The sequence below is a fragment of the Wenjunlia vitaminophila DSM 41686 genome, assembly GCF_000380165.1.
GTDB classification, from domain to species: Bacteria; Actinomycetota; Actinomycetes; order Streptomycetales; family Streptomycetaceae; genus Wenjunlia; species Wenjunlia vitaminophila.
This window is the reverse complement of sequence record NZ_KB904684.1, coordinates 20,191-43,357: the sequence shown is the minus strand read 5'-3', so window position 1 is coordinate 43,357 and position 23,167 is coordinate 20,191. Positions and strand designations below refer to the sequence as shown.

Annotated in this window: 13 protein-coding genes; 8 read left to right on the top strand and 5 right to left on the bottom strand. The window is 73.3% G+C overall.

Features of this window, described 5'->3' with window-relative positions; translation table 11 throughout:
• The coding region (locus A3IG_RS0118595; RefSeq protein ID WP_018385099.1) for an SUKH-4 family immunity protein at positions 1-2,700 on the top strand (2,700 nt) is incomplete at its 5' end.
• 45 nt (positions 2,701-2,745) lie between these two features.
• Positions 2,746-3,699, top strand: a complete 954-nt coding sequence (locus A3IG_RS30345; RefSeq protein WP_018385098.1) for a coiled-coil domain-containing protein — start codon at positions 2,746-2,748, stop codon at positions 3,697-3,699.
• Between the two features lie 115 nt (positions 3,700-3,814).
• Here A3IG_RS30345 and mfd read toward each other — a convergent pair whose 3' ends face one another.
• Positions 3,815-7,357 carry a transcription-repair coupling factor gene (gene mfd / locus A3IG_RS0118585; RefSeq protein ID WP_026220403.1) on the bottom strand — a complete coding sequence of 1,181 codons (3,543 nt, stop codon included), beginning with the start codon at positions 7,355-7,357 and terminating at the stop codon, positions 3,815-3,817.
• A gap of 187 nt (positions 7,358-7,544) precedes the next feature.
• A complete protein-coding gene (locus tag A3IG_RS30340) occupies positions 7,545-7,952 on the bottom strand; it encodes a cupin domain-containing protein (protein ID WP_040911867.1) in 408 nt (135 codons plus the stop codon).
• 68 nt (positions 7,953-8,020) lie between these two features.
• Between A3IG_RS30340 and A3IG_RS0118575 the strand changes: the two genes are divergently transcribed.
• The 4 genes from A3IG_RS0118575 to A3IG_RS0118560 all read left to right on the top strand — a co-directional run bounded on the left by A3IG_RS0118575 (position 8,021) and on the right by A3IG_RS0118560 (position 11,559).
• Positions 8,021-8,461, top strand: a complete 441-nt coding sequence (locus tag A3IG_RS0118575; RefSeq protein WP_018385094.1) for a MarR family winged helix-turn-helix transcriptional regulator — start codon at positions 8,021-8,023, stop codon at positions 8,459-8,461.
• Between the two features lie 166 nt (positions 8,462-8,627).
• Positions 8,628-9,269, top strand: a complete 642-nt coding sequence (locus A3IG_RS0118570) for an SAM-dependent methyltransferase (RefSeq protein WP_018385093.1) — start codon at positions 8,628-8,630, stop codon at positions 9,267-9,269.
• A 283-nt stretch (positions 9,270-9,552) separates the two neighbouring features.
• Positions 9,553-10,053, top strand: a complete 501-nt coding sequence (locus tag A3IG_RS0118565) for a hypothetical protein (protein ID WP_026220402.1) — start codon at positions 9,553-9,555, stop codon at positions 10,051-10,053.
• Between the two features lie 69 nt (positions 10,054-10,122).
• The gene (locus A3IG_RS0118560; protein WP_040911861.1) at positions 10,123-11,559 is read left to right on the top strand and encodes a flotillin family protein; all 1,437 of its coding nucleotides are present in this window, start codon (positions 10,123-10,125) and stop codon (positions 11,557-11,559) included.
• 79 nt (positions 11,560-11,638) lie between these two features.
• Here A3IG_RS0118560 and A3IG_RS0118555 read toward each other — a convergent pair whose 3' ends face one another.
• Together A3IG_RS0118555 and A3IG_RS30335 are read right to left on the bottom strand one after the other, a co-directional pair.
• Positions 11,639-14,209 carry an ABC transporter permease gene (locus A3IG_RS0118555; protein WP_018385090.1) on the bottom strand — a complete coding sequence of 857 codons (2,571 nt, stop codon included), beginning with the start codon at positions 14,207-14,209 and terminating at the stop codon, positions 11,639-11,641.
• Entirely contained in the window at positions 14,206-14,985 is a 780-nt protein-coding gene (locus A3IG_RS30335) for an ABC transporter ATP-binding protein (RefSeq protein ID WP_169366230.1), read from the bottom strand. Before A3IG_RS30335 ends, A3IG_RS0118555 begins: the two co-directional genes overlap by 4 nt.
• Positions 14,986-15,661: 676 nt before the next feature.
• On the opposite strand from A3IG_RS30335, the gene A3IG_RS0118545 reads away from it, so the two are divergent.
• Positions 15,662-17,350, top strand: a complete 1,689-nt coding sequence (locus tag A3IG_RS0118545; RefSeq protein ID WP_018385088.1) for an MDR family MFS transporter — start codon at positions 15,662-15,664, stop codon at positions 17,348-17,350.
• Here A3IG_RS0118545 and A3IG_RS0118540 read toward each other — a convergent pair.
• Positions 17,289-21,212 carry an nSTAND1 domain-containing NTPase gene (locus A3IG_RS0118540; RefSeq protein ID WP_026220401.1) on the bottom strand — a complete coding sequence of 1,308 codons (3,924 nt, stop codon included), beginning with the start codon at positions 21,210-21,212 and terminating at the stop codon, positions 17,289-17,291. The genes A3IG_RS0118545 and A3IG_RS0118540 overlap by 62 nt on opposite strands.
• Positions 21,213-21,949: 737 nt before the next feature.
• On the opposite strand from A3IG_RS0118540, the gene A3IG_RS0118535 reads away from it, so the two are divergent.
• Positions 21,950-23,152 carry a sensor histidine kinase gene (locus A3IG_RS0118535; protein WP_018385086.1) on the top strand — a complete coding sequence of 401 codons (1,203 nt, stop codon included), beginning with the start codon at positions 21,950-21,952 and terminating at the stop codon, positions 23,150-23,152.
• Positions 23,153-23,167: the final 15 nt, after the last annotated feature.

Here is a 23,167-nt window from a genome sequence, read left to right as displayed (position 1 = left end):
CCCCGCCGCACCGACCTCGAGGCGACCTCGTTCCTGTTGAGCCCGCCGCAGTGGCTCCAGGACGCGGCCGACGCCGCGGGCATCCCGGACCGGCGCAAGTCCAGCAGCGACCAGGAGCCCGCCGCGTCACCGGCCCCCGGCCCCGGCACGACGCCGCCCGCCGCCGCGTCCCCCGAGCCACCGCCGACCGGGCAGCCGTTGGGCGCCGCACCGGCGGCGTCCCCCGGCGCCGGTGCCGCGGTTCCACCCGCGGGGCACGCCACGCCGCCGGCCGACCCCCAGGCCGCCGCCTACCCCCCGCCCACCGGCCCGGCCTGGAACATGGCCGCGCCCGACGGGCCGTCGAACACCGACGGGGGTGCCGCCGGGCCTCCGGGGGCCGGGACCGCCCCGACGCCCTGGGCCGGCACCGACACCACCGACACCGGGCACGGCGACTCCGTGGCGCCGCCGCCCACGGTGTTCGCCCCGCCGCTGACCGCCGACTCCGACGATGACGCGCCCACGGGGCCCACCACGTCGTCCGAGGCCAGGACGGAGTTGCTGCCCGCCGGCAGCATGGACCCCAACAGTGCGTTCGCCAAGGCCGGGCGGGCCGCCCTCGGCCTGCCCTCGCCGGAGGACCAGGCGGCGCCCGGGGCGGGCGACCCCACGCCGCGGCAGGCCCCGCAACCAGAGCCCGGCCCTCCCGGGGAGGGCCCGCCGAGCCCACCGGAGCCGGGCAGCGACAGCCTGGCCAGGACCCTGCTCGTCCCGCCGGTGGACGGCTCGTTGGGCGGGGGGCAGCACCCCGCCGCCCCGCAGCCCCCGGACCCGCAGGCCCCCGGGCCGTACCAGCCCGGCGCCCCGCAGCCTGGCCCCCCGCAGCCCGGCGCGCCCGAGCCACAGTCGCAGCCGGAGCCGCGGCGCAGGCGCGGACTGCGGTTCGGACGGAAGAAGAACGCCGCGGAGGACCAACCCGCCGCCCACGCCGGCCCGGGTGGGGAGCCGCAGCCGCACCAGGGGTTCGGCTACGGTCACCCCGGCGGAGGGCCGGGCGTGCCCCCCGTGGGGCCCGGAGTCGGACAGCCCCAGCCGACCAGCGGGCCCGAACCGGGCGCCGGCACACCACCACCCGCGCCGGGCGCCGGGTCCCCACCGGGGATGGGCGGACACGCCGCGCCGACGGTGCTCGCCCAGCCGCCCGCCGGCCCCGGGGCCCCGCTCCCGCCGCCCGCGGCGGCCCCGGCGGGTCCCCAACCCGGCGCTGGCGCCCCGCCGGTGAGCGCGGGCCCACCCCCGCCGCCGCCCCCACCGGGGCGCGTCGGGCCGGACATCGCCTCGGCGAGCACCCAGCGGGCCGAGCCCAGGCCCGGTTCGGCCACCCCGCCCCAGCCCCCGGGCGGCCCTTCGGCGGGCGGCCCCGCGGCCAGCGGTCACGTGCCCAACCAGGGTGTGCCGCCCCGCGGTCCCGGCGAGCCGGCCGCTGCCGGTTCCGGCCAGGTCCCGGGCCAGCGCACCCCCCAGCCCCCGGGGGCGCCGCAGCCACCGGCCGGGGCCCAGCCCCCCGGTGCCGGTGCGCACGCCGCGCCGACGGTCCTGGCCCAGCCACCCGGCCCGGCCGGCCCACCGCCGGGCATGGCCCAGCCCCCGGGCGTGGCCGGCCCGCCGCCCCCCGGCCCGCACACGCCGCCGCCCCCGGTGCCGCCGGCCCCGTTCCCCGTCCAGCCCGGGGTGCCCACCGTCGGCCCCGGCTACATGGCGGTGCTGCGCTACCGCGCGCCGGACGGCTCGGAGCAGCAGATCATCCGGCGCAGCGCACCGGGCACGCCGCACCCCGAGTGGCAGATCCTGTACGAGCTGCGCAACCTCAACGTCCCGCCGCAGCAGGTCCTCGAGCTCCACACCGAGCTGGAGTCCTGTGACCTGCCCGGCGGCTACTGCTCCCGCATGATCCGGGAGTCGTGGCCCTCGGTGCGGATCAGCCACACCGCCCCGTACGGCCGGGACCACGCCTCCCGTCAGCAGGGCGTGAACCACCTGATCGAGCACCAGGGGGAGTTGCACCAGGTCGCCGGTGGTCCCGCGCGGCCCCGTCCGCAGCGGGTTCCGCTGCCGCACCCCAGCCAGGTCCAGCGGATTCCGCTGATCCCGCCGGACGGCATCGGGCAGGAGCTCGCCCAGGCCTTCGGACCGCAGGGCGTGTTCCGTTTCGACCAGCGTGCGGTGTCCCGGGGCGGGGTGCCGGACGCGGTGGCCCAGACCCTGGTGTGGGCGGGTCTGCCGAGGGACTTCGGGCCGTTCTTCTGGGCCCAGGCCCTGCCGGGCCGGCCGGTGCCGACGCTGGCGGAGCTGGCCGTGGAACGGGGCCGGCAGCCCGGCCCGGACGCCGCGTCCTACCTGGTGATGGGCAACGACTACGGGCGGCAGTTGTGCGTGCAGTACGGCTCGGCGGCCATCGTTGCGGTGCCCCTGGAGGCGGACCCGAGCGGTCAGCCGGCCGTTCCGCAGTTCGTCAACACCGGGCTCCCCGAGTTCGTGCGCTGCCTCGCCCTGCTCGGTCGGATGTGGCGGCTGCGGCTCGGGCTGACACCCGACCAGGCGGGCCGGTGGACGGTGGACTTCCAGGCGCACCTGGCCGGCCTCGATCCGGCGGCGCTGGCGTCCCCGGACAACTGGTGGTCGGTGCTGCTGGAACAGATGTGGGACGGGTTGTTGTAGTGCGGCCGTGCTCACCGAGGACGGTCAGGCGCAGGGGAGAACGGAATGGAGCCGACCGCGTCGTCGGGCGGTCCGCACGACTCGGAGTTCCGCTCCGGGTTCGGCCGCGGTTACCGACCCGATCAGGTGCGGGCCGTGCTGGCGACGCTGACCGCGGAACGGGAGGCCGCGGCCGAGCGGGAGGCACACCTGGCAGCGGTGGCCGACGAGTTGCAGAGCTCGTTGGCCACGCTGCGCCGACAGGTGGCGGCGCTGCCGCCGCCCGCCTTCGAGCACCTGGGCAAACGGGCCAGGACGCTGCTGGACCTGGTGGAGGAGGAGGCCCGGGAGGTGGCGGCCGGCGGAGAGTCGGCGGCGGACGCCGAACGGGACCGTGCCCGCCGGCTGGGCCGGCAGGAGCTGGACCGGGCCGCGGAGGCCGCCGAGCGCCTGCGGGCTGAGGCCGAGCGGTACGTCGAGCGGGTGCTCGACGACGCGGGGAAGCGGGCCGCGGTGCTGCGCCAGGCCGCGGAGGACGACGCGGCCCGGGTGCGCGAGGAGGCGGAGCGCGAGGCGGCCGGGGTCCGGGAGAGGGCCGCCGGCATCCTCGCCGACTTCGAGAAGATGCGGGAGCTCCAGCAGCGCCGTGCCGAGCAGGAGTTGGCGGGGCGGGAGGCGGCGATGACGGTGCGGCTGCGCCGGCTCGACCAGGAGGTCCGGCGCCGGCTCGTCGCGGCGGAACGGGAACACGCCGAGGCGGAGAAGACCGCGCGGCACGACACTGAGGACGCCGCCGCCCGCGCCAAGGCGCTGCTCACCAGGGCCACCGCCCAGGCCGAACGGATACGCAGGGAAGGCGAGCGGTTCCAGCGCGACCACGACAAGCGCCGTGACGACCTCCGGGCGTACCTGCGGCACGTCCGGCTCAGCCTGGCGGCACTGACCGCGTCCTCGATCGTCAACGACTATCCGGACGAGCCGGAGGACCTCGAGCCCGGCGACGGTGACACCGGGCGTTAGGTGTTCGGCCCACGGGTCGGGCGTCGGCGGACGGTGATCACCTCTGGGGCGCGCCGGGGTCCTCGACCCGGTCAGGTGCCGGTGGAGCCCGGTGGGCCGGGCAGCAGGGCCCCGGTCAGCTCTCCAGGACGGCGGTGAGGAACTCCCGTGCCCAGGCCAGCAGTTCCCGCCCCACCACCGGCTTGCCACCGATGCGGGCGGTGGCCGGTCGTGGCACCAGGAGCTGCCGGGTGGCCGGCTTGACCACGGAACGCGGGTAGAGCCGGCCGAGTCGCAGTTCCTGGGACTCCCGCAGCTCCACGGGGGAGAACCGGACGTTGCCGCCCTGCAGGGTGATGTCCGAGACGCCGACCCGCCGGGCCAGCAACCGCAGGCCGGCCACGAGCAGCAGGTTCTCCACCGGTTCCGGGAGCTGGCCGTAGCGGTCCACGACCTCCTCACGCACCGCCGCGATGTCCTCCTCCGAGTTCACCGAGGCGATGGAGCGGTAGACCTGGAGCCGCAGCCGCTCCCCCGGGGCGTACTCGTGCGGTACGTGGGCGTCCACCGGAAGTTCGATCTTGACCTCGAGCGGGAGTTCCTCGACCTCGGCGCCACCCGCCTCCAGGGTCGCCCGGTAGTCCGCGACGGCCTCGCCGACCATCCGCACGTACAGGTCGAAGCCGACGCCGGCGATGTGCCCCGACTGCTCGCCGCCGAGCAGGTTCCCCGCCCCGCGGATCTCCAGGTCCTTCATCGCCACGTACATGCCGGCGCCCATCTCGGTGTGCTGGGCGATGGTGGCCAGCCGCTCGTGGGCGGTCTCGGTGAGGGGTTTCTCCGGCGGGTACAGGAAGTAGGCGTAGCCGCGCTCCCGGCCGCGCCCGACCCGCCCGCGGAGCTGGTGGAGCTGGGAGAGGCCGAAGACGTCGCCGCGTTCCACGATCAGGGTGTTGGCGTTGGAGATGTCGATGCCGGACTCCACGATCGTGGTGGAGACCAGGACGTCGAACTTCTTCTCCCAGAAGTCCACCACGACCTGTTCCAGTGCGGTCTCGGACATCTGGCCGTGCGCGGTGGCGATCCGGGCCTCGGGAACGAGGTCGCGCAGCCGGGCCGCGGCCCGGTCGATCGACTCGACGCGGTTGTGGATGTAGAAGACCTGGCCCTCGCGGAGCAGCTCCCGGCGGACGGCCGCGGCGATCTGCCGTTCCTCGTAGGGGCCGACGAAGGTCAGCACCGGGTGCCGCTCCTCCGGTGGCGTCGTGATCGTGGACATCTCCCGGATACCGGTGACCGCCATCTCCAGGGTGCGGGGGATCGGGGTGGCGGACATGGTGAGCACGTCCACGTTGGCCCGGAGCTTCTTCAACTGCTCCTTGTGCTCCACCCCGAAACGCTGCTCCTCGTCAACGATCACCAGGCCGAGGTCCTTGAACTTGGTCTGCGAGGAGAACAGCCGGTGTGTTCCGATGACCACGTCCACCGTGCCGTCGAACAGGCCGTCAAGCACGGCCTTGGCCTCGGTGTCGCTCTGGAACCTGGACAGCGCCCTGACCACCACGGGGAACTGCGCGTACCGCTCGGAGAAGGTGGCGAAGTGCTGCTGGACCAGGAGGGTGGTGGGGACCAGCACGGCGACCTGCTTGCCGTCCTGGACGGCCTTGAACGCGGCCCGGACCGCGATCTCGGTCTTGCCGTAACCGACGTCGCCGCAGATCAGCCGGTCCATCGGCACCGGCTTGCACATGTCCTCCTTGACCTCGGCGATCGTGGAGAGCTGGTCCGGGGTCTCCGCGTAGGGGAACGCGTCCTCCAGCTCCCGCTGCCACGGGGTGTCCGGGCCGAAGGCGTGCCCCGGGGCGGCCATCCGCGCGGAGTACAGCCTGATCAGGTCCGCGGCGATCTCCTTGACCGCCCGCTTCGCCCGTGCCTTGGTCTTCGTCCAGTCGGCGCCGCCGAGCCGGTGCAGCGAGGGGGCCTCGCCGCCCACGTACTTGGTGATCTGCTCGAGCTGGTCGGTGGGGACGAACAGCCGGTCACCGGGCTGGCCCCGTTTGGCCGGCGCGTACTCCAGCACCAGGTACTCGCGGGTCGCGCCCTGCACGGTGCGCTGCACCATCTCCACGTAGCGGCCCACCCCGTGCTGCTCGTGCACCACGTAGTCACCGGAGACCAGGGTCAGCGGGTCGATGGTCTTGCGGCGCCTGGACGGCATCCGACCCATGTCCCGGGTGGACGACCGCTGTCCGGTGAGGTCGGTCTCGGTCAGCACCACCAACCGCAGTCCGGGATCGACGAAGCCGTGCTCCAGCCGTCCGCACGCCACGTGCACCAGCGCCGGCCCCGGGGGAGCCGCCAGGTCGGTGTCGAGTCGCGCCGCGATGCCCTCCCCGCCCAGCACCTCGACCATGCGGGCGGCCGGGCCCTGGCCCTCGGTGAGGAACACGGTGCGCCAGCCGTCGGCGAGCCAGCCCTTGGCGTCGGCCAGGGCCCGTGCCGTGTCCCCCCGGTAGTTCTCCGGGGAGCGCATCCCCAGCCGCAGCGAGTCGTCCTCTTCGGTGACGCCGGCCTCGGCGGCGAACTGGCTCACCGACCACCACGGCATCCCGATCTCCCTGGCCCGCTCGCGGACCTCGGCGATGGACCGCAGGGAGGCGGAGCCGAGGTCTATCGGGGCCTCGCCGCCGCCGGCCGACGCCGCCCAGGAGGCGGTGAGGAACTCCTGGGAGGTGGCGACCAGGCCCGTGGCCCTGGTGCGCACCCGCTCCGGGTCGCAGACCACGGCCAGGCTGCCCTGCGGCAGCACGTCGATCAGCAACTCCATGTCGTCCACCAGCACCGGTGCCAGGGACTCCATGCCCTCGACCGCGATCCCCTCCGCGATCTTCCCCAGCAGGTCGGCCAGCTCCGGATGCTGCTCGGCCAGCCGGGCGGCCCGCTCCCTGACCTCGGCGGTCAGCAGCAGCTCGCGGCACGGGGGCGCCCACAGGCCGTGCTCGGCCACCTCCAGGGAGCGCTGGTCCGCCACCTTGAAGTAGCGGATCTCCTCGATGTCGTCGCCCCAGAACTCGAGTCGCAGCGGGTGTTCCTCGGTGGGCGGGAACACGTCGAGGATTCCGCCGCGCACCGCGAACTCCCCGCGCTTCTCGACCAGCTCCACCCGGGCGTAGGCGGCGGCGGCCAGCCGTTCCACGACCTGCTGGAGGTCGGCCCGCTCACCGGTCCGCAGGGCCACCGGTTCCAGGTCGCCGAGCCCCGCCACCTGCGGTTGCAGCACCGAGCGGACCGGCGCCACCACGACCTGCACCGGCCCGGCGGCCGGGTCGTCCCGGCGGGGGTGGGCCAGCCGCCGGAGCACGGCCAGCCGGCGGCCCACGGTGTCTGAACGCGGCGAGAGCCGCTCGTGGGGGAGGGTCTCCCACGCCGGGTACTCCACCACCGCCTCCTGGGGCAGCAGCGACCCCAGCGCCGCCACCAGGTCCTCGGCCTCCCGCCCGGTGGCGGTCACGGCCAGGATCGGCCGTCCCGCCCGGGCCAGCGCGGCCAGCGCGAACGGCCGCGCCGCGGGTGGCCCCACCAGGTCCAGGTACGGGCGGTGGCCATCCCGAGCGGCTGCCACCGCTTCGGCGAGGGCAGGGTCCTCAACGACGACATCGAGCAGGCCAGTCAGGCTCATGGGTGGTAACGTCCCGTGACTTCCGGATGACGGACAACGCGAAACCGCCCGGCGCTGTCGCGACCGGGGGGTTCCCAGCCTACGACTGTTTGTTGTCCCTGCGCGTGTTCGCCCGCCTCCAGCCGTGCGGAGCCCCTGCCCGAGGTCCCCGCGCAGCGCGCTCACCCCTGCCGGCGGCCGCGCGGGGTCACCCCGGGACGGCGTGGCCGGTCCCGGGGCGGTGGTTCGCCCACGGCGGGGTGAGGGTGCTGCCGTCACCGAGGGTGGCGGTGAGGCCGACGCGGGTGGTGACCCACATCCGTGCCGGCTCGTCGGTCCGGTTGGCGACCGCTATCCGGGAGCCGGCAGGGGCGACGGCCGCGTCGCCGGGCAGCAGGTCGGCGGTGTCGCCGTCGATGGTGAGCCGGACCTCGCCGGACAGCAGGTAGAAGACCTCCTCGTGGGAGACGACGTGGGGGACGGGTGCCGATCCCGCCGGGACCTCGGTGCGCCAGGCGGCGAGGTCCCGGCTGCCGGTGCCGGGGTTGGCGTAGGCGGTGAAGCGCGCGCCGTGGACCTCATGGGTGACGGCCTCGGCGCCGCGGACGAAGGGCATGACGACCTCCTTGATGGACAAGCTCCTTGTCCATATAGACAAACCCCTTGTCTGGTTATAGTCAAGTCATGGATGACGCCCTGGCTTTCTCCGCTCTGGTGCTCGCGCTCTCGGGACAGTTGGTGCAGGAGATCCACTCCCGGGTGTCGCAGCAGGGGTTCGCGGACCTGCGCCCGGCCCACGGCTTCGCCTTCGCCCGGATCACGGCAGGCGCCACCACGACCGCGCACCTCGCCGATCACCTGGGGGTGAGCAAGCAGGCGGCTGCCCAGCTCGTCGAGGAACTCGTCCGCAAGGGCTACGTGGTGCGCCGCCCGCACCCCGGGGACGCCCGGGCCAGGCTCCTGGAGCTGACCGAACGGGGATGGGCCGCCACCCGGGCCGCGGATCGAGCGGCGCGGGCCGCCGTGGCCCCGTGGCGGGAAGCGCTCGGCGACGCGCGGTTCGGTGCGCTCGTCGCCGACCTGACCCGGCTGCGACCCTCGGGACCGATCCGTCCCGCGTGGTGATCCGGCCGGCACCGGTCACCCGGCCGGAGCCGCCGCGGGCCCTTCCCCAGGCTGAGCTGTTTGCCGTTGTGGCAACGAAGCTTGCCGACAAACGGGTCGGTGGTCGAGGCTCTCCCGTGACGCGGGCGCACCGCCGCTCGACCATTCGACGACGGAGGACAGGCCGATGACCGACGACGAGACGCACCTCTCGGCCGAGGAGTACTGGAACGCCCGCTACGGCTCAAGCGAACGGATCTGGAGCGGGAAGCCCAATGCCGTGCTGGTCCGCGAGGTGACCGGACTGACCCCGGGCCGGGCCCTCGACCTGGGGTGCGGCGAGGGAGCCGACGCGGTCTGGCTCGCCCGGCAGGGCTGGCACGTCACCGCCGTCGACGTCTCCTCGGTCGCCCTCGACCGTGCCCGGGACCACGCACGCCAGGCCGGCGTCGCGGACCGGATCGACTGGCAGCAGCACGACCTGGCGGTGTCCTTCCCCACCGGGACGTTCGACCTCGTCTCCGCCCAGTTCCTGCACTCGCAGTTCGAGCTGCCCAGGGAACGCATCCTGCGCACCGCCGCGGCGGCCGTCGCCCCCGGCGGGGTACTGCTGGTCGGTGGGCACGCCGGCCACCCCACGTGGTGGGAGCACCCCCACCCCACCATGCGCTTCCCCACCCCGCAGGAGGTCTTCCACGACCTCGGCCTGCCGGCCGACGCGTGGGAGGTGCTGGTGAGCGAGGAGTACGAGCGCGACGTCACCGACCCCGAAGGGCGGCCGGCCGTCCGCACCGACAACGTGCTGAAGGTCCGCCGGCTGGCCCGTTGACCCGGTGGACGGCAACCCACCCGGTGACCAACCCGGACGGGCTCGCGAGGGTCGGGCGGGACGGGACCGCGGCGCCGCGGGAGGCAGACGGGGCGCCGTGGCCCCGCCGGTGAGCTGGCCCCGCCGGTGAGCTGGCCGCGGCGGTGTTCCCCGCCGACGTTCGGCGTGGCCGACGCGAAGGGACGGCGAACATTGCCGGAACACGGCAGTGTGCGCCGGGTCCGACTCTGGCAGTTTCGTTGTCGGAACCGAGGTGCCCGGCGCGGACGGGGAGGGGGAGGCCGTGACGTTCCTGCTCGTTGCCGGCATCGTCGGGGTCGTCCTGCTGGCGCTCTCCCTCGTCCTCGACGGCGTCCTGGAAGGGGTCTTCGACGGCGTTGACGCCTTCGGGGGCCTGTTCTCGCTCCCGGTGGTGACCGCGTTCCTGTCCATGCTCGGGTTCGTCGGCGCCATCGTGCTGGGCACCACCGAACTCGGCGCCGGGGCCGCTGCCCTGGTGGGCGCGGGGGCAGGGGTGGGCACCGCGGCGCTGGTGTGGTGGCTGGGCAGGGCCCTGATGCGTGACCGCGGCGGCGCCCCGCGCAACGAGGACCTCGTGGGCACGTCGGGTTCCGTGGTGACCGCGATCCCGGCCGGCGGCTACGGAGAGGTGCTGCTGCACCTGTCGGGCCAACCGGTGAAGCTCGCCGCCAGGTGTGCCGTGGCCCTGGCCCGTGGCACGGAGGTCTGGGTGGAGGCGGTTCCGTCGCCCACCTCGGTCGCGGTGCGCCCGGTGGAACGCTGACGTCCGTTCCGGCCGGGCCGAGTCCTGTACGTCCTGCCCCCGCGTGGGGCCCGTTCGAAGGGCACTGCCTTGAGTCCTGTTGTCATCGCCACGCTGGGAATCGTGGTGCTCCTGGTGCTCCTGGCGCTCGCCGTGATCAGCCGGTACAAGGTGGCGGGTCCCAGTGAGGCGTTCATCGTCACCGGACGGCGCGGCCAGAGGTCCACCGATCCGCAGACCGGACGGGTGTTCACCGACAACAGCGGCCAGAAGGTCGTGGTTGGCGGCGGCGTCTTCGTGGTGCCGTTCGTGCAGCAGAGGTTCTCCCTCGACCTGTCCAGCCGCCACATCCCGGTTGCCGTGCGGGGCGCGGTCACCCTGCGCGGGGTGAAGGCCAACCTCGAGGGCGTGGCCATCGTCAAGGTCGGCGGCACCGAGGACTCGATCCGCGCCGCCGCGCAGCGCTTCCTCCAGCAGCAGAGCGGGATCGTCGGCTTCACCCAGGAAGTGCTCTCCGGGGCGCTGCGGTCCATCGTGGGCCGGATGTCCGTCGAGGACATCATCCGGGATCGGGCGGCGTTCGCCGGGCAGGTCGCCGAGGAGGCCGAGGCGAGCCTGTCCGGGCAGGGCCTGGTCCTGGACGCCTTCCAGATCCAGGACATCACCACGGAGGGCTCGTACCTGGAGGACCTCGGTCGCCCGGAGGCGGCCCGGGCCAGGCAGGAAGCGGACATCGCCGAGGCCGAGGCACGGCGCGCCGCCGAGCAGGCCAGGCTGAAGGCGGAGGAGGAGATCGCCGTCGCCCAGCGGACCCTGTACCTGAAGCAGGCCGAGATCAAGGCCCAGACCGACGAGGCCGCCGCCCGGGCCAACGCCGCGGGCCCGTTGGCCGAGGCCGCGCGCCGGCAGGAGGTCCTCAGCGAGCAGGAGAAGGTCGCGGCCCGGCAGGCCGCGCTCACCGACCGGGAGCTGGACACCCAGGTCCGCAAGCCCGCCGACGCCGCCAGGTACCAGGCCGAGCAGGAGGCCGAGGCCCGCCGGGTCGCCGCGGTCAAGGAGGCGGAGGCCGCCGCGGAGCGGTCACGGCTGACCGGTGAGGGCGAGAAGGCGCGGCGCGCGGCGCTGGCCGACGCGGTGCGCATCGAGGGCGAGGCCGAGGGGGCGGCGATCTGCGCCAGGGGTTCCGCGGAGGCCGAGGCGATGCGGAGGAAGGCTGACGCGTTCGCCCAGTACGGGGACGCGGCGATGCTCCAGATGCTCGTCGAGGTGCTGCCGCAGGTCGTGGCCAAGGCGTCGGAGCCGCTGAGCGCCGTGGACACGATGACGGTGATCTCCACGGACGGTGCCGGGCGGCTGCCGCGCGCGGTCGCCGACAACGTGGCGCAGGGCGTCGAACTCCTCCGCTCCACCACCGGGGTGGACCTCGCCGCGCTGCTGAAGGGCGTGGCCGCGAAGAACGGGGGCGGACTGCCGGTGCCGGGGACCCCGGCCGGTGCCGAGCCCGTCCCGGCGACCACCTCCGGCTGACCGCGGACCGCGGCACCACGACCGACGGGCCCGGCTTCCGAGGGGAAGCCGGGCCCGTCCGCTGTCACCGCCGTGGCGGCTAGTCCGTCGCGATGGCGTTGAGGACGTTCATCCGGCCCGCGCGGTAGGCGGGGATGACCGCCGCCAGCAGACCCACCACGGCCGACCCGACGAAGACGTAGGCGATGGTGGCCCAGGGGATCTCCAGGACCTTCAGGCCCCCGAGCTCCATCAGCTTCTGGGCGGCGATGCCCCAGGCGAGGCCGAGCCCGAGACCGAGGATCGCCCCGAAGAGGGAGATCACCACCGACTCCAGCCGGATCATCCGCCGGGTCTGGAGGCGGGACATCCCGATCGCCCGGATCAGGCCGATCTCCCTGGTGCGCTCGACCACCGACAGGGCCAGGGTGTTCACCACACCCAGGATGGCCACCACGATGGCCAGGCCCAGCAGGCCGTAGACCAAGTTGAGGAGCTGGCCGACCTGGTCCTCGAGCACCTTCTTGTAGTCGGCCTGGTCACGGACCTTGACCTGCGGGTACTCCTCCAGGTTCTGCTTGAGCACCGTGTACGCCTGGTCCTCCTGGCCGTCCTTGGCGCTGGCCAGCATGATCTCGGCCAGGGGGCGCTTGTCCTCGGGGAGGTTGCGCTCCATCGTGGCCGTGCTGATGAAGCGGGCACCGTGGCTGAGCATGGTGTCGTCGGCGGTGATCGCGGCGATCCGCAGCGTGGCGGTCTTGCCCTCGACGAAGGCGACGGTCAGCTTGTCACCGACCTTCAGCTCGTTGTCCTCGGCGAATCCCTCGGGGACCGAGACGGTGTTGACGGTGTTGTAGACGGTGGCGAGGTCACCGGCCACGGCCTTGGTCCGCACGTCCTGCATGTACGTCGGGTCGGTGGCCTCCAGGGTTCCCTTCTCGTCCTTGCCGCCCGGGGTGGTCACCTTGGCGTTGACGGACCGGAAGTTGGTGATGTGGTCCAGCTTCCCCTTGGCCGCCACGACCGCCTGGGTCACCTGTGGTGCCAGCGGCTGCCCCATGTCGGAACCCACGATGAAGTCCGCGCCCACCGACTTGTCCAACTCGTCGGTGGCCGACGCCACCATGGAGGAGCTGACCACGGCCAGACCGGAGACCAGCGCCAGACCGATCATCAGGGCGGCGGCGGTGGCGCCGGTGCGCCGCGGGTTGCGCAGCGCGTTCCGCTCGGCCATCCGGCCGACCGCACCGAACACCCGCAGGCCGAGGAAGCCCAGCACGCGGACCACCACGGAGGCCAGCAGCGGCCCGATGACGATGAACCCGATCAGCGTGAGCAGGATGCCGAGGCCGAGGTACTGGCCGGCGACGCCCCCGTCGTCCTCGGTGGTGGCCAGCACCAGGCCGGCTCCGCCGACACCGGTGATCAGCAGCCCGAGCGCGGCCCGCACCTTTCCTGACTTGCCGTCGGCCGGGGTTCCGGCGTCGCGCAGCGCGGCCATCGGGGACACCTTGCCGGCGCGGCGGGCGGGCAGGTAGGCGGCGAGGACGGTGACGACCACGCCGAGGACCAGGCCGATGAGCGGGGTGGAGACCTTGATGGTGAGGTCGGAGGTGCTGAGGTGCATGCCGGCCTTGCCCATCAGCTTCATCAGGCCGACGGCCAGGCCGATCCCGGAGGCGATGCCGAGCAGGGACCCGACCACGCCCAGCAGCACCGCCTCGACCAGCACCGAACGGTTGACCTGCTTCCGGCTGGCACCGACGGCGCGCAGCAGGCCGATCTCCCGGGTGCGCTGGGTGACCAGCATGGAGAAGGTGTTGACGATGAGGAAGATGCCGACGATGACCGAGACGAGGGCGAAGGCCAGCATCGCGTACTTCATGAAGTCGAAGAAGCTGCCGAGGTCGTCGGCCGCGTCGTCCGCGGTCTCGGACTGGGTCTTCACGTCGTAGTCGGAGCCGAGGGCGGCCAGGACGTTCTTCTTCAGCTCGTCGTTGCTCACCCCGGCGGCGGCGTCGAGGTCCACCTCGACGGTCTCCTTGGTGCTGCCCAGCAGCTTCGCCTGCGCGGTCGGGGTGTCGAAGATGACCAGCGTGGCGCCGGGGTTGGTGGCCGTGAACGAGGCGATGCCGGTGACCTTGACCTCGAAGGTGCCGGGGATGGCGATGACCTTGAGGGTGTCGCCGATCTCCACGTCCTTCTTGTCCGCGGTGTCCTTGTCGAGCACGGCCTCGCCCGGGCCCTTGGCGAGCCGGCCGGAGCTGAGCTCCAGCGGGTTGCGGTCGGACTCCTGCCAGTTGACGCCGACGGTGGGGGCGCCACTGGTGGGGCCGATGTTGTCGTTGTCGGAGTCAACAACAGTGATCTTGTCGGAGGAGACGTCCAGGTAGGCGGCCTTGACGCCCTCGATCCGCTTCGCCTTCTCCAGCAGGGTGACCGGCACGGTCGCGACCTTGCCGTTGTCCTGCGCGTCGTCGATCTCCTTGGCGGAGATGGTGACGTCGGCCGCGCTGTCGTTGAACAGCTTGTCGAAGGTGTGGTCCATGGTGTCGGTGAACACCAGCGTGCCGCAGACGAACGCGACCGAGAGCAGGACGGCTATCCCGGAAAGGATCATCCGTCCCTTGTGCGCGAAGAAGTTGCGCAGGGAGGTCTTCAGGACCGTCATGCGGTCCTCCCCGAGCCGAACTGGGACGTGGAGGGGTGACCGGGCTGTGCCGTCTCGCTGGCGGTGAAGCGCAGCATCCGCTCCAGGACCGCCTCGGCGGTGGGGTTGTGCATCTCGTCCACGATGCGGCCGTCGGCCAGGAAGAGCACGCGGTCCGCGTAGGACGCGGCCACCGGGTCGTGGGTGACCATCACGATGGTCTGGCCCAGTTCGTCCACCGAGCGGCGGAGGAAGCCCAGGATCTCCGCGCCGGCGCGGGAGTCGAGGTTCCCGGTCGGCTCGTCACCGAAGATGATCTCCGGGCGGGCGGCCAGGGCGCGGGCGACCGCGACGCGCTGCTGTTGGCCACCGGAGAGCTGGTTGGGGCGGTGCTTCAGCCGGCCGCCGAGGCCCACGGTCTCCACCACCCGGTCCAGCCACTCCCGGTCGGGCTTGCGACCGGCGATGTCCATGGGGAGGGTGATGTTCTCCGCGGCGCTCAGGGTGGGAAGCAGGTTGAAGGCCTGGAATATGAAGCCGATCTTGTCCCGGCGCAGCCGGGTGAGCTTGCGGTCGTTCAGCTTGGTGATCTCGGACTCGCCGATCCAGATGCGCCCCTCGGTGACGCTGTCGAGTCCGGCCAGGCAGTGCATCAGGGTGGACTTGCCCGAGCCGGACGGGCCCATGATCGCGGTGAAGCGACCGCGGGCGATGTCGACGTCCACGTTGTCCAGCGCCACGACACGGGTCTCGCCGGAACCGTAGGCCTTGGTCACCTGGCGGGTGCGGGCCGCCACGGCGGTGTGTCCTCCGCTGCCCTCGGTCTGCGCTGTGGCCACTACCGTCGTCACTGTTGTCTCCTGCGGTTCTCGTTGATCATGTGTCGTCGGCGACTGGTTGGTTGCGTACACAGCCTGCCGTCCGGCCGTCGTGGCTGCGATGGGGCGTGGCGCCGTCTTGGACCGGGGGTAAACCCCACCCTCCTGGTCCCGCGGGCACCCGGGTGCCCGCCGAGTCGCTTCCCCCCACAGAGCCCGTGAAAGCCCTGAGCCGACCTGCGTGACCCACGATATGGTCGGCCGCGCGACGGGGCCCTCATGCCGGGGGACGAACCCTGCCACCGAAAGTCGTACGCGGTGCCCCTAGGGGCTCATACCAGCGACCGGCCAGTGTGCGCCCACCGTGGCGCTGGTTCCCGCCCCCGTTGCCCGGTGTGCCCGGCCAGGGCGCCCCCCTGCCTGGAACACACGGGGGAAAAGGCGCGAAAAGGGGCGGGTTGGCTGGGTGGAGTGCCTCCGTCGGGAGGAGGACACGACGGTCGGCCCTGCTCGGGGGGCTCCCAGAGTTCCCACAGCGGGAGTTGACGCCGGGTCGGCCGCGTGCCGGTGCGGACGCCGGCCCGCACACCCGCCGGTGGCCGAGGGGCGGGGCCGGTGCACGGACGGCGGGAGGAAGAACGGCGGAGGGAGCGTCATGAAGGAGTCGGCTGGTGCGTCACGGCAGGGGGGCACCGGGCGGAACGGTGGGTCCTCCGGGCACCCTCCGGTCGGTGCCCCGGGAGGACCGGGCTCGGAACCCGGTGGGGAGGCGCAGCAGCCGGGACACCGCCGTCTGCTGGTGCTCGCCCTGATGCTCACCATGGCGCTCGCCGCCATGGACAGCACCATCGTGTCCACCTCGGTGCCCAACATCGTGGGCGACATCGGTGGCTTCTCCATCTTCAGTTGGGTGTTCAGCGCGTACCTGCTCGCCCAGACGGTGACCATCCCGGTGTACGGCAAGCTCGCGGACCTCTACGGCCGCAAGCCGGTGCTCGTCGCCGGAACCCTGACCTTCCTGCTCGGCTCGCTGCTGTGCGCCGTGGCGTGGAACATGCCGTCGCTGATCGTCTTCCGGGCCGTGCAGGGGCTCGGCGCCGGTCCCATCCAGGCCACCGTCCTGACCCTCGCCGGTGACCTCTACCCGCTCAAGGAGCGCGGTCGCATCCAGGCCGCGCTGTCCACGGTCTGGGGGGTGGCCGCGGTGGGGGGCCCCGCGCTCGGCGGGGCGTTCGCCGAGTACGTGTCCTGGCGGTGGGTCTTCCTGGTCAACCTGCCCGTGGGGGTGGCCGCGCTCGCCCTGATCGTGCGGCACCTCCACGAGCGGCGGCGCCGGGGCAGCGCCACCGTCGACTGGCTCGGCGCCACCGTGATGCTGGGCGCCGGGGTGAGCCTGATCCTCGCCCTGCTCCAGGGCGGGGTGGCCTGGTCCTGGGGATCGCCGCCGAGCCTGGCGCTGCTGGGGACGGCCGCGGTGCTGGTGGCCCTGACGGTGGTGGTGGAGCGGCGTGCCGAGGAGCCGGTGATGCCGCCGTGGGTGTGGACCCGCAAGGTGCTCGCCGGGATCAACATCTCCCAGCTCTCCATCGGCGTGATCATGATCGGACCAGGCGTCTTCCTGCCGGTGTACGCGCAGGAGGTGCTGGGCCTCGGGGCGATCCAGGCGGGTCTGGTGATGGCCACCATGACCATGAGCTGGCCGGTGGCCTCCGCGGTGTGCAGCCAGTTGTACCTGCGGATCGGCTTCCGGGACACGGCCCTGATCGGCGCGGCGGTGGCGACCCTGGCCGCGGGGTGGATGCTGGCCCTCCCCTTCGACCCGCCGCTGTGGCACGTGGTCGGGGCGACCCTGCTGCTCGGCGCCGGACTCGGCCTGTTCTCGCCGACGTTGGTGGTCGGGGCGCAGAGCACGGTCGGGCACCGGCAGCGCGGCACGGTCACCGCGGCGGTGGTGTTCTCCCGCTACCTCGGCCAGAGCCTGGGCGCGGCGATCCTGGGCGCGGTGTCCAACGCCGCGCTCCGGGCGAGCCTGGACGGGGCCCCGGCCGGCCTGCGGGGTGAGGTCCCGGACGACGTGGACGACATCGGTGAGGTCCTCGGGTCCGACGGCGCGCTCAGCCCGGAGGCCGCCGACTACCTGCGGCGGGCCCTGGACCTGGCGACCCACCGGGTGTACGTCGGGGTGACGGTGGTCTGTGTGGCCGCCGTGCTGTTGTTGCTGGCCATGATCCCCCGCAGGTTCCCGGTCTCCCAGGAGGAGCCCGAGGCCGAGCCCGGGGACGTCAGGGGCACGGAGGCTGGTACCTCACGTGCGGGAAGTACTTCGCCCACTGCTCACGGGTGATCTTGGGGCGGGCGAGTCGGCAGATGTTCGAGACGATCTCCTCCGGGTTGGTCTCCCACAGCCGGGCCGTGTGGTCCTGGCTCGCGGTGGCCAGGACGTGCCCGTTCGGGTGGAACGACAACGCGTAGACGTGGGCCGTGTGGCCGGTGAGCGCCGCCAGTTCCTCGGGTTCGTCCGGGTCGGAGGCGTCCCACAGCCGGACGGTGCTGTCCGCGCCCCCGGTCGCCAGGGTCTGGCCGTCCGAGCTGAACGCCACCGAGTAGACGGCGCCGACGTGGTTGTTGAGCGTGGCCGCGGTGGTGAGCCGGCGTCCGTTGGTCACGTGCCACAGCCGAACGGTGCCGCTGAACCCGGCGCTGGCCAGGGTCCGGCCGTCGGAGCTGAACGCCACCGAGGTGACGCGCTCGTCGCGGCTCGACACGCTGGTCAGGACCCTCGGCTCACGCGGGTGCCGGACGGACCAGAGCTGCAGGGGCCGGTCGTCCCCGGCAGCCGCGAGCAGGTCGCCGTCCGGGCTGAAGGCGACGGTGGTGACGTTGCCGGGCTGGAGGGCCCGGGAGTGCAGGGCACGGGACATCTCGGGGTTGCCCACGTCCCACAGGCGGACGCCACCGCTGCCGCCGGCGGCCAGGACGCGACCGTCCGGACTGAACACGATCTCGTGGATCGCCCCCACGCCCGCGTCGAGGCGCCTCAACAGCCGGGGGTGCTGGGGATCGGCGAGGTCCCAGAGCTGCACCGAGTGGTCCAGGCTGGCCGTCGCCAGGACGGAGCCGTCAGGGTTGAACGCGACCCCGCACACGGCTGCCCGGTGACCCGGGAGGGTGGCCAGGCGCCGGGGTTGCCGGGGGGTCGCCGCCGTCCACAGCCGCGCGGTCCTGTCCCACCCACCGGTGGCGAGGACCCGCTGGTCCGGGCTGAACGCCACCGCGCACACCGCGTCGGAGTGGCCGCTGACCGTGGGGTTGGGGATGTCCCACAGCCGGATGTCGTGGTCGCGGCTGGTGGTGGCGAGGACCTTCTCGTCCGGGCTCAGGGCCAGACCGGTCAGCGCGTCGGTGTGGCCGCTGTGGGTGACGGCCAGCCGGGGCAGGCGCGGGTTGGCGAGGTCCCAGGCCCGGGAGGTCTGGTCACGGCTCGCGGTGACCAGCACGTCGCCGTGCGAGCTGAACGTGGCCGCGCTCAGGCCGTCGGTGTGCCCGCGCATGGTGGACAGGCGCACCGGCCGGGCCGGGTGGGCGGTGTCCCACAGCATGGCGGTGCGGTCCTCGCTCGCCGTGGCCAGGACGGATCTTCGTCGCGGCGCGAAGCCCACCCAGGTGACGGCCCCGCGGTGCGCGTCGAGCCGCTTCGCCAGGCGCACCCGCGTGCCCTCCACTGCCCGGGCGTGGCCCCTGACCTCCCTCCGGATGGTCCACAGCCGGACGACGCCTTTCGCGTCGCCGCTGGCCAGCAGGTCGTCCCGGGGCGAGAAGGCCACTCCGAGGACCGGCCCGGCGTGCTCCAGCGGGGACGTCAGCGCGGTGGGGTCCCGGGGGTCGGAGATGTCCCACAGCCGCAGCCCGCCGTCCCGGGCACCGGTGGCCAGGAGCCGGCTCCGGCTGTCGAAGGCGACGGCGTCGACCTCCTGGGGGTGCGCGATGGCGGCCAGCTCCCGCGGGTCGTGGGGGTCCGAGACGTCCCACAGCCGCACCCGGTCGCCGGCGCCCGCGGTAGCGAGCAGCGTGCCGTCCGGGCTGAACTGCACCACGGTGACCGGACCGCCGGGGTCGCTCCTGGTGGCCAGCCCGAGCGGCTGGTGGGGGTCCGCGACGTCCCACAGGCGCAGCGTGCGGTCGTCGCTGACGGTGGCCAGGACCCTGCCGTCGGGGCTGAAGTCCACGGCGTTGACCGCCTTGGTGTGGCCGGTGAGGACCGCGGCGTAGGTGGCCGCGAACGTGCTCAGCAGGCTGCCCCTGGCCTCGTCGGTGGGGGAGAGCCGGTAGGCCGCGAGGCTGAGTTGGCCGGCCAGGGAGGGATCGGTGGCGCGCAGCCCCGCCGCCTGCCCGGCGACCGTCTGGGAGAGCGCGGAGTTCCGCTGCTTGGTCGCGGTGTTCCTGGCGCGGACGGCGTACAGCGACACCACGGAGACCAGCAACAGCAACGCCGTCAGCAGCGCCGCCAGTTGGCGCAGCCGGCGGGTGCGGCGCCGCTCGGTGAGCTGCTCCCGGTCCTGCGCGGCCAGGCTGGCGTTGAGGAACTCCAGCTCCCGCGCGGTCAGCGTCCGCTCGTCCGCACGGGCCAGCCAGTCCCGGGTCAGCTCGAGCCGGGTCCCCCGGTACAGCGCCCCCGGGTCGTGGCCGAGCAGTTCCCAGGACTCCGCTGACTGGGTGAGCTGACGGTGCAGCCGCAGCCCCTCCCGGTCCTCGGTGAGCCAGCGGCGGAGCCGCGGCCAGGCGGAGATGACGGCCTCGTGGGTGACCTCCACGGTGTTCCGGTCCAGGACGATGAGCCGGGCGCTGGCCAGCTCCTCGAGCAGGGACTCGATCTCGTCGGCGAGGGGCAGGCCGGCGATCTCGGCCCGGCTGATCCTGCGTCGGGTGTCGTCGGTGCCGTCGCCCAGGGCGGTCAGCCGGACGAAGACGTTGCGCAGCGCCTGCTGCTGCCGCGGGGTGCAGCGGGTGTAGACCTCCTCGGCGGTCTGGGCCACGGCACCCTGGACGCCGCCGCTGGCGTGGTAGTCCGTCAGGTGCAGGGCGGCGCCCTGCCGGCGGTGCCAGAGCTGCCGCAGCAGGTGCGCCACCAGGGGCAGGCTGCCGGGTTGGTCGGAGGCGTCGGCGATCAGGGTCGCCAGCAGGTCGGCGTCCACCGCCACCCCGCGGCGCCTGGCGGGTTCCACGATCAACTCGCGTAGCTCGTCGGGGGCGGGGGGGCCGATCGGCAGTTGCACGCCGTCCCTGAGCGCGCCCACCAGACCGGGGTGGGCGGAGCAGTGCGGGTAGAAGTCCGCGCGGACCGTGATCAGCACCCGCACGCGGTTCTCCCCGGAGTTGGCCAGCAGCGCGATCGCGTCCAGGAACGCGTGGCGTTCGGCCTCGTCGGCACAGACCGTGAAGATCTCCTCGAACTGGTCCACGACCAGCGCCAGCCGCGTGGCGTCCGGCTGGGTGAGGAGCCAGGTGGTCAACGCGACGTCGGCCGCCGACGGGTCCCCGGCCAGTTCGCGCCGCAGGTCCCCGGCCCCGCCACCGGTGTCGGTGTCGGTGGCGGCACCCTCGGGACCGGTGGCGCTGGCCACCGCGGCGGCCAGCGCGGTGAGCGGTGTGGCGCCGGGGGTGAACACCAGGGAGCGCCAGTGCCCGGGGAGGGAGGGCAGCACCCCGGCCCGCAGCAGGGAGGACTTCCCGCTCCCGGAGGCGCCGAACACGGCGACGAGCCGGGCGTTGCCGTCGCGTTCCAGGTGGTCTGCGACCTGCCCGATCAGGTTCTGCCGGCCGAAGAACAACTCGGCGTCCTGTTCCTGGAACGCCGCGAGGCCCGGGTAGGGGCAGGGCGGTCCCGGGTCGGGTGAGCCCGAACTGCCGTGCGGCCCCGCCGGCTCGCGCGGGTCGGCCACCCCGGGCCCGCCGGCCGACGGGGCCACCAGTGCGGCCGTCGCCTGCCACCTGGTCTTCCACTCGGCTTCCGGGCCGCCGCAGGCCCGCACGTAGGCGAGGGTGACCTCGAGCGTGGGCAGTCGGTCGCCCTTGGCGGCGTCCGCCAGGGTGCTGGCGGCGTAGTGGGCCTTGCGGGCGAGTAACCGGTAGCTGGGGGACCCCGCCTCCTCCCGCAACCCCCGTAGCTCCCAGGCCAGTCGCTGTACCGGTCCCGCATCCGGGTCCACCGGTCGCTCTGGCCGCCCCGCGCCCCTTCTCACCACAGCGTCACGCCATTTCCGGCCCACAAAGGGAGCACTCCCTGCGCTCCGCATCGATTGTTCGATTGTTTGTCCTGGTGGACCAGTGCTTCCGGACAATCTCCAGCCGCTCCACAGTCGAACTGTTCCGGTTGCTCGAGCGAACCGGTCATCGTCTCGAGCTGGACCCCATCCGATTGGGGGGCCGCCAACGGCACAGGGGGACGCTGGCGGCTTGTTGGCTGTTCACCCAGGACGGGGGCGATCGGGGAAGTGCGGCCCGGAGCGTTCGACGCGAACGCCGGGCGGCCAACGGGGGTCTTCGACGGCATGCGGGGGCTGAGGGCCGTTGGACCGGAACACGCGGGAAAGGTCGGTGGCGTCAACGGCACCGACTGGCCGGCGGACGTGGACAGGGCTCACACGTCCGCCGGCGCCGGCTCCCCCCCCACAGGGCATTCGCCCCTCGGCCCGCAGCGGGTTGGAGCTGCGGGGAGCCGCGAGCCGAGGGCGACGGTGGCGCCGGAGCCCACCCCCGTGAGGCTCCGGCGATCGGAACACCACTGACAGTAGGAGGTTCCCGGGCACCGGGCGTCAGGTGGTGGTGTGGGGTTTTACCCCCAACCGAGGACCTACGGGGACGGGCGTCTACAACCAACGTGGTAGGACAACTGCCCCACCTGCTGTTGACGGTTTGGCCCGGGGCCGCGGGCTACGCTGCGGCGATGCGGACCGGAGCATCGCTGATCAGACGGCTGACGACCACGAACCCGCTGGTGGGGGACGTGGCGTTGGCGGCGGCGGCGTCCGTCGTCAGTCTGTTGCTGACGCATGAGCGGACCCCGGAGAACGGTCTTTGGGCGCCGACCGACACCACGGGCCAGATCCTGATCGTGCTCAGCAGTGCGCCGCTGGTCGCCCGGAGGCGCGCGCCGGTGGTGACCTGGGCACTGGCCTGCGCGGTGTGGACGGTGGAGATGGCCAGCGGCTACTGGCCGGTCGCGGCGAGCTTCGGCCCGTTGCTCTGCCTCTACACGGTGGCCGCCGCCCGGCCGCCCCGCACCATCGCGGTGTGCACCGTCCTCACCTGCGCGGGGTGGGGGTACTCCGCGGTGGTGGACGAGATCAACGCTGTTCCGGCGCTCGTCGGCAAGGTGGTGGTGACCGCTGTGCTGTGCGCGCTCGGACTGACCCACCGGGAGTTGGCGCGGCGCAACGAACGACTGGCCACGCTGACCGAGCAGTTGCGGCGCGAACAGGAGGAACGGGCACGGCGCGCGGTCGCCGAGGAACGGGTCAGGATCGCCCGTGAACTCCACGACGTGGTGGCTCACCACATGTCGGTCATATCGGTGCAGGCGGGTCTCGCCGGGTACGTGTTCGGCTCGGACCCGGGGACCGCGAGACAGGCCCTGGGCACGATCGCCACCACCAGCCAGGAGGCGCTGGAGGAGATGCGCCGCCTGCTGTCGGTGCTGCGGGTGGACCAGCGCGGGGAGGGGGGCGTCCCCTACGACGCGGTGCCGGGGATGGCCCGGATCGGCGAACTCGCGGAGCGGGTCGGCGCAGCCGGGGTCCAGGTGGAGGTGCGGACCAGCGGTGAGCCGCGTGCTCTCGCCCCGGGGGTCGAGCTGTGCGCCTACCGGGTCATCCAGGAAGCGTTGACCAACGTGCTCAAGCACGCCGCTCCCGCGCGGGCGGTCGTCCGAGTTCAGTACCATCCGCACCAGTTGGTGGTGGTTGTCACCGACGACGGTGCACCGGCGATGCCCCCGCGTGCCGCCGATGGCCTGTCGTCCTCTGGCCATGGCTTGATAGGCATGAGGGAGCGCGCCAGGCTTTACGGGGGAACGGTGACCGTCGGTCCGCGGCCCGAGGGAGGGTTCGAGGTCCGGCTCACCCTGCCGACGTCGGCGCGCGCCGACTGACCGGGCTAAGGGGCG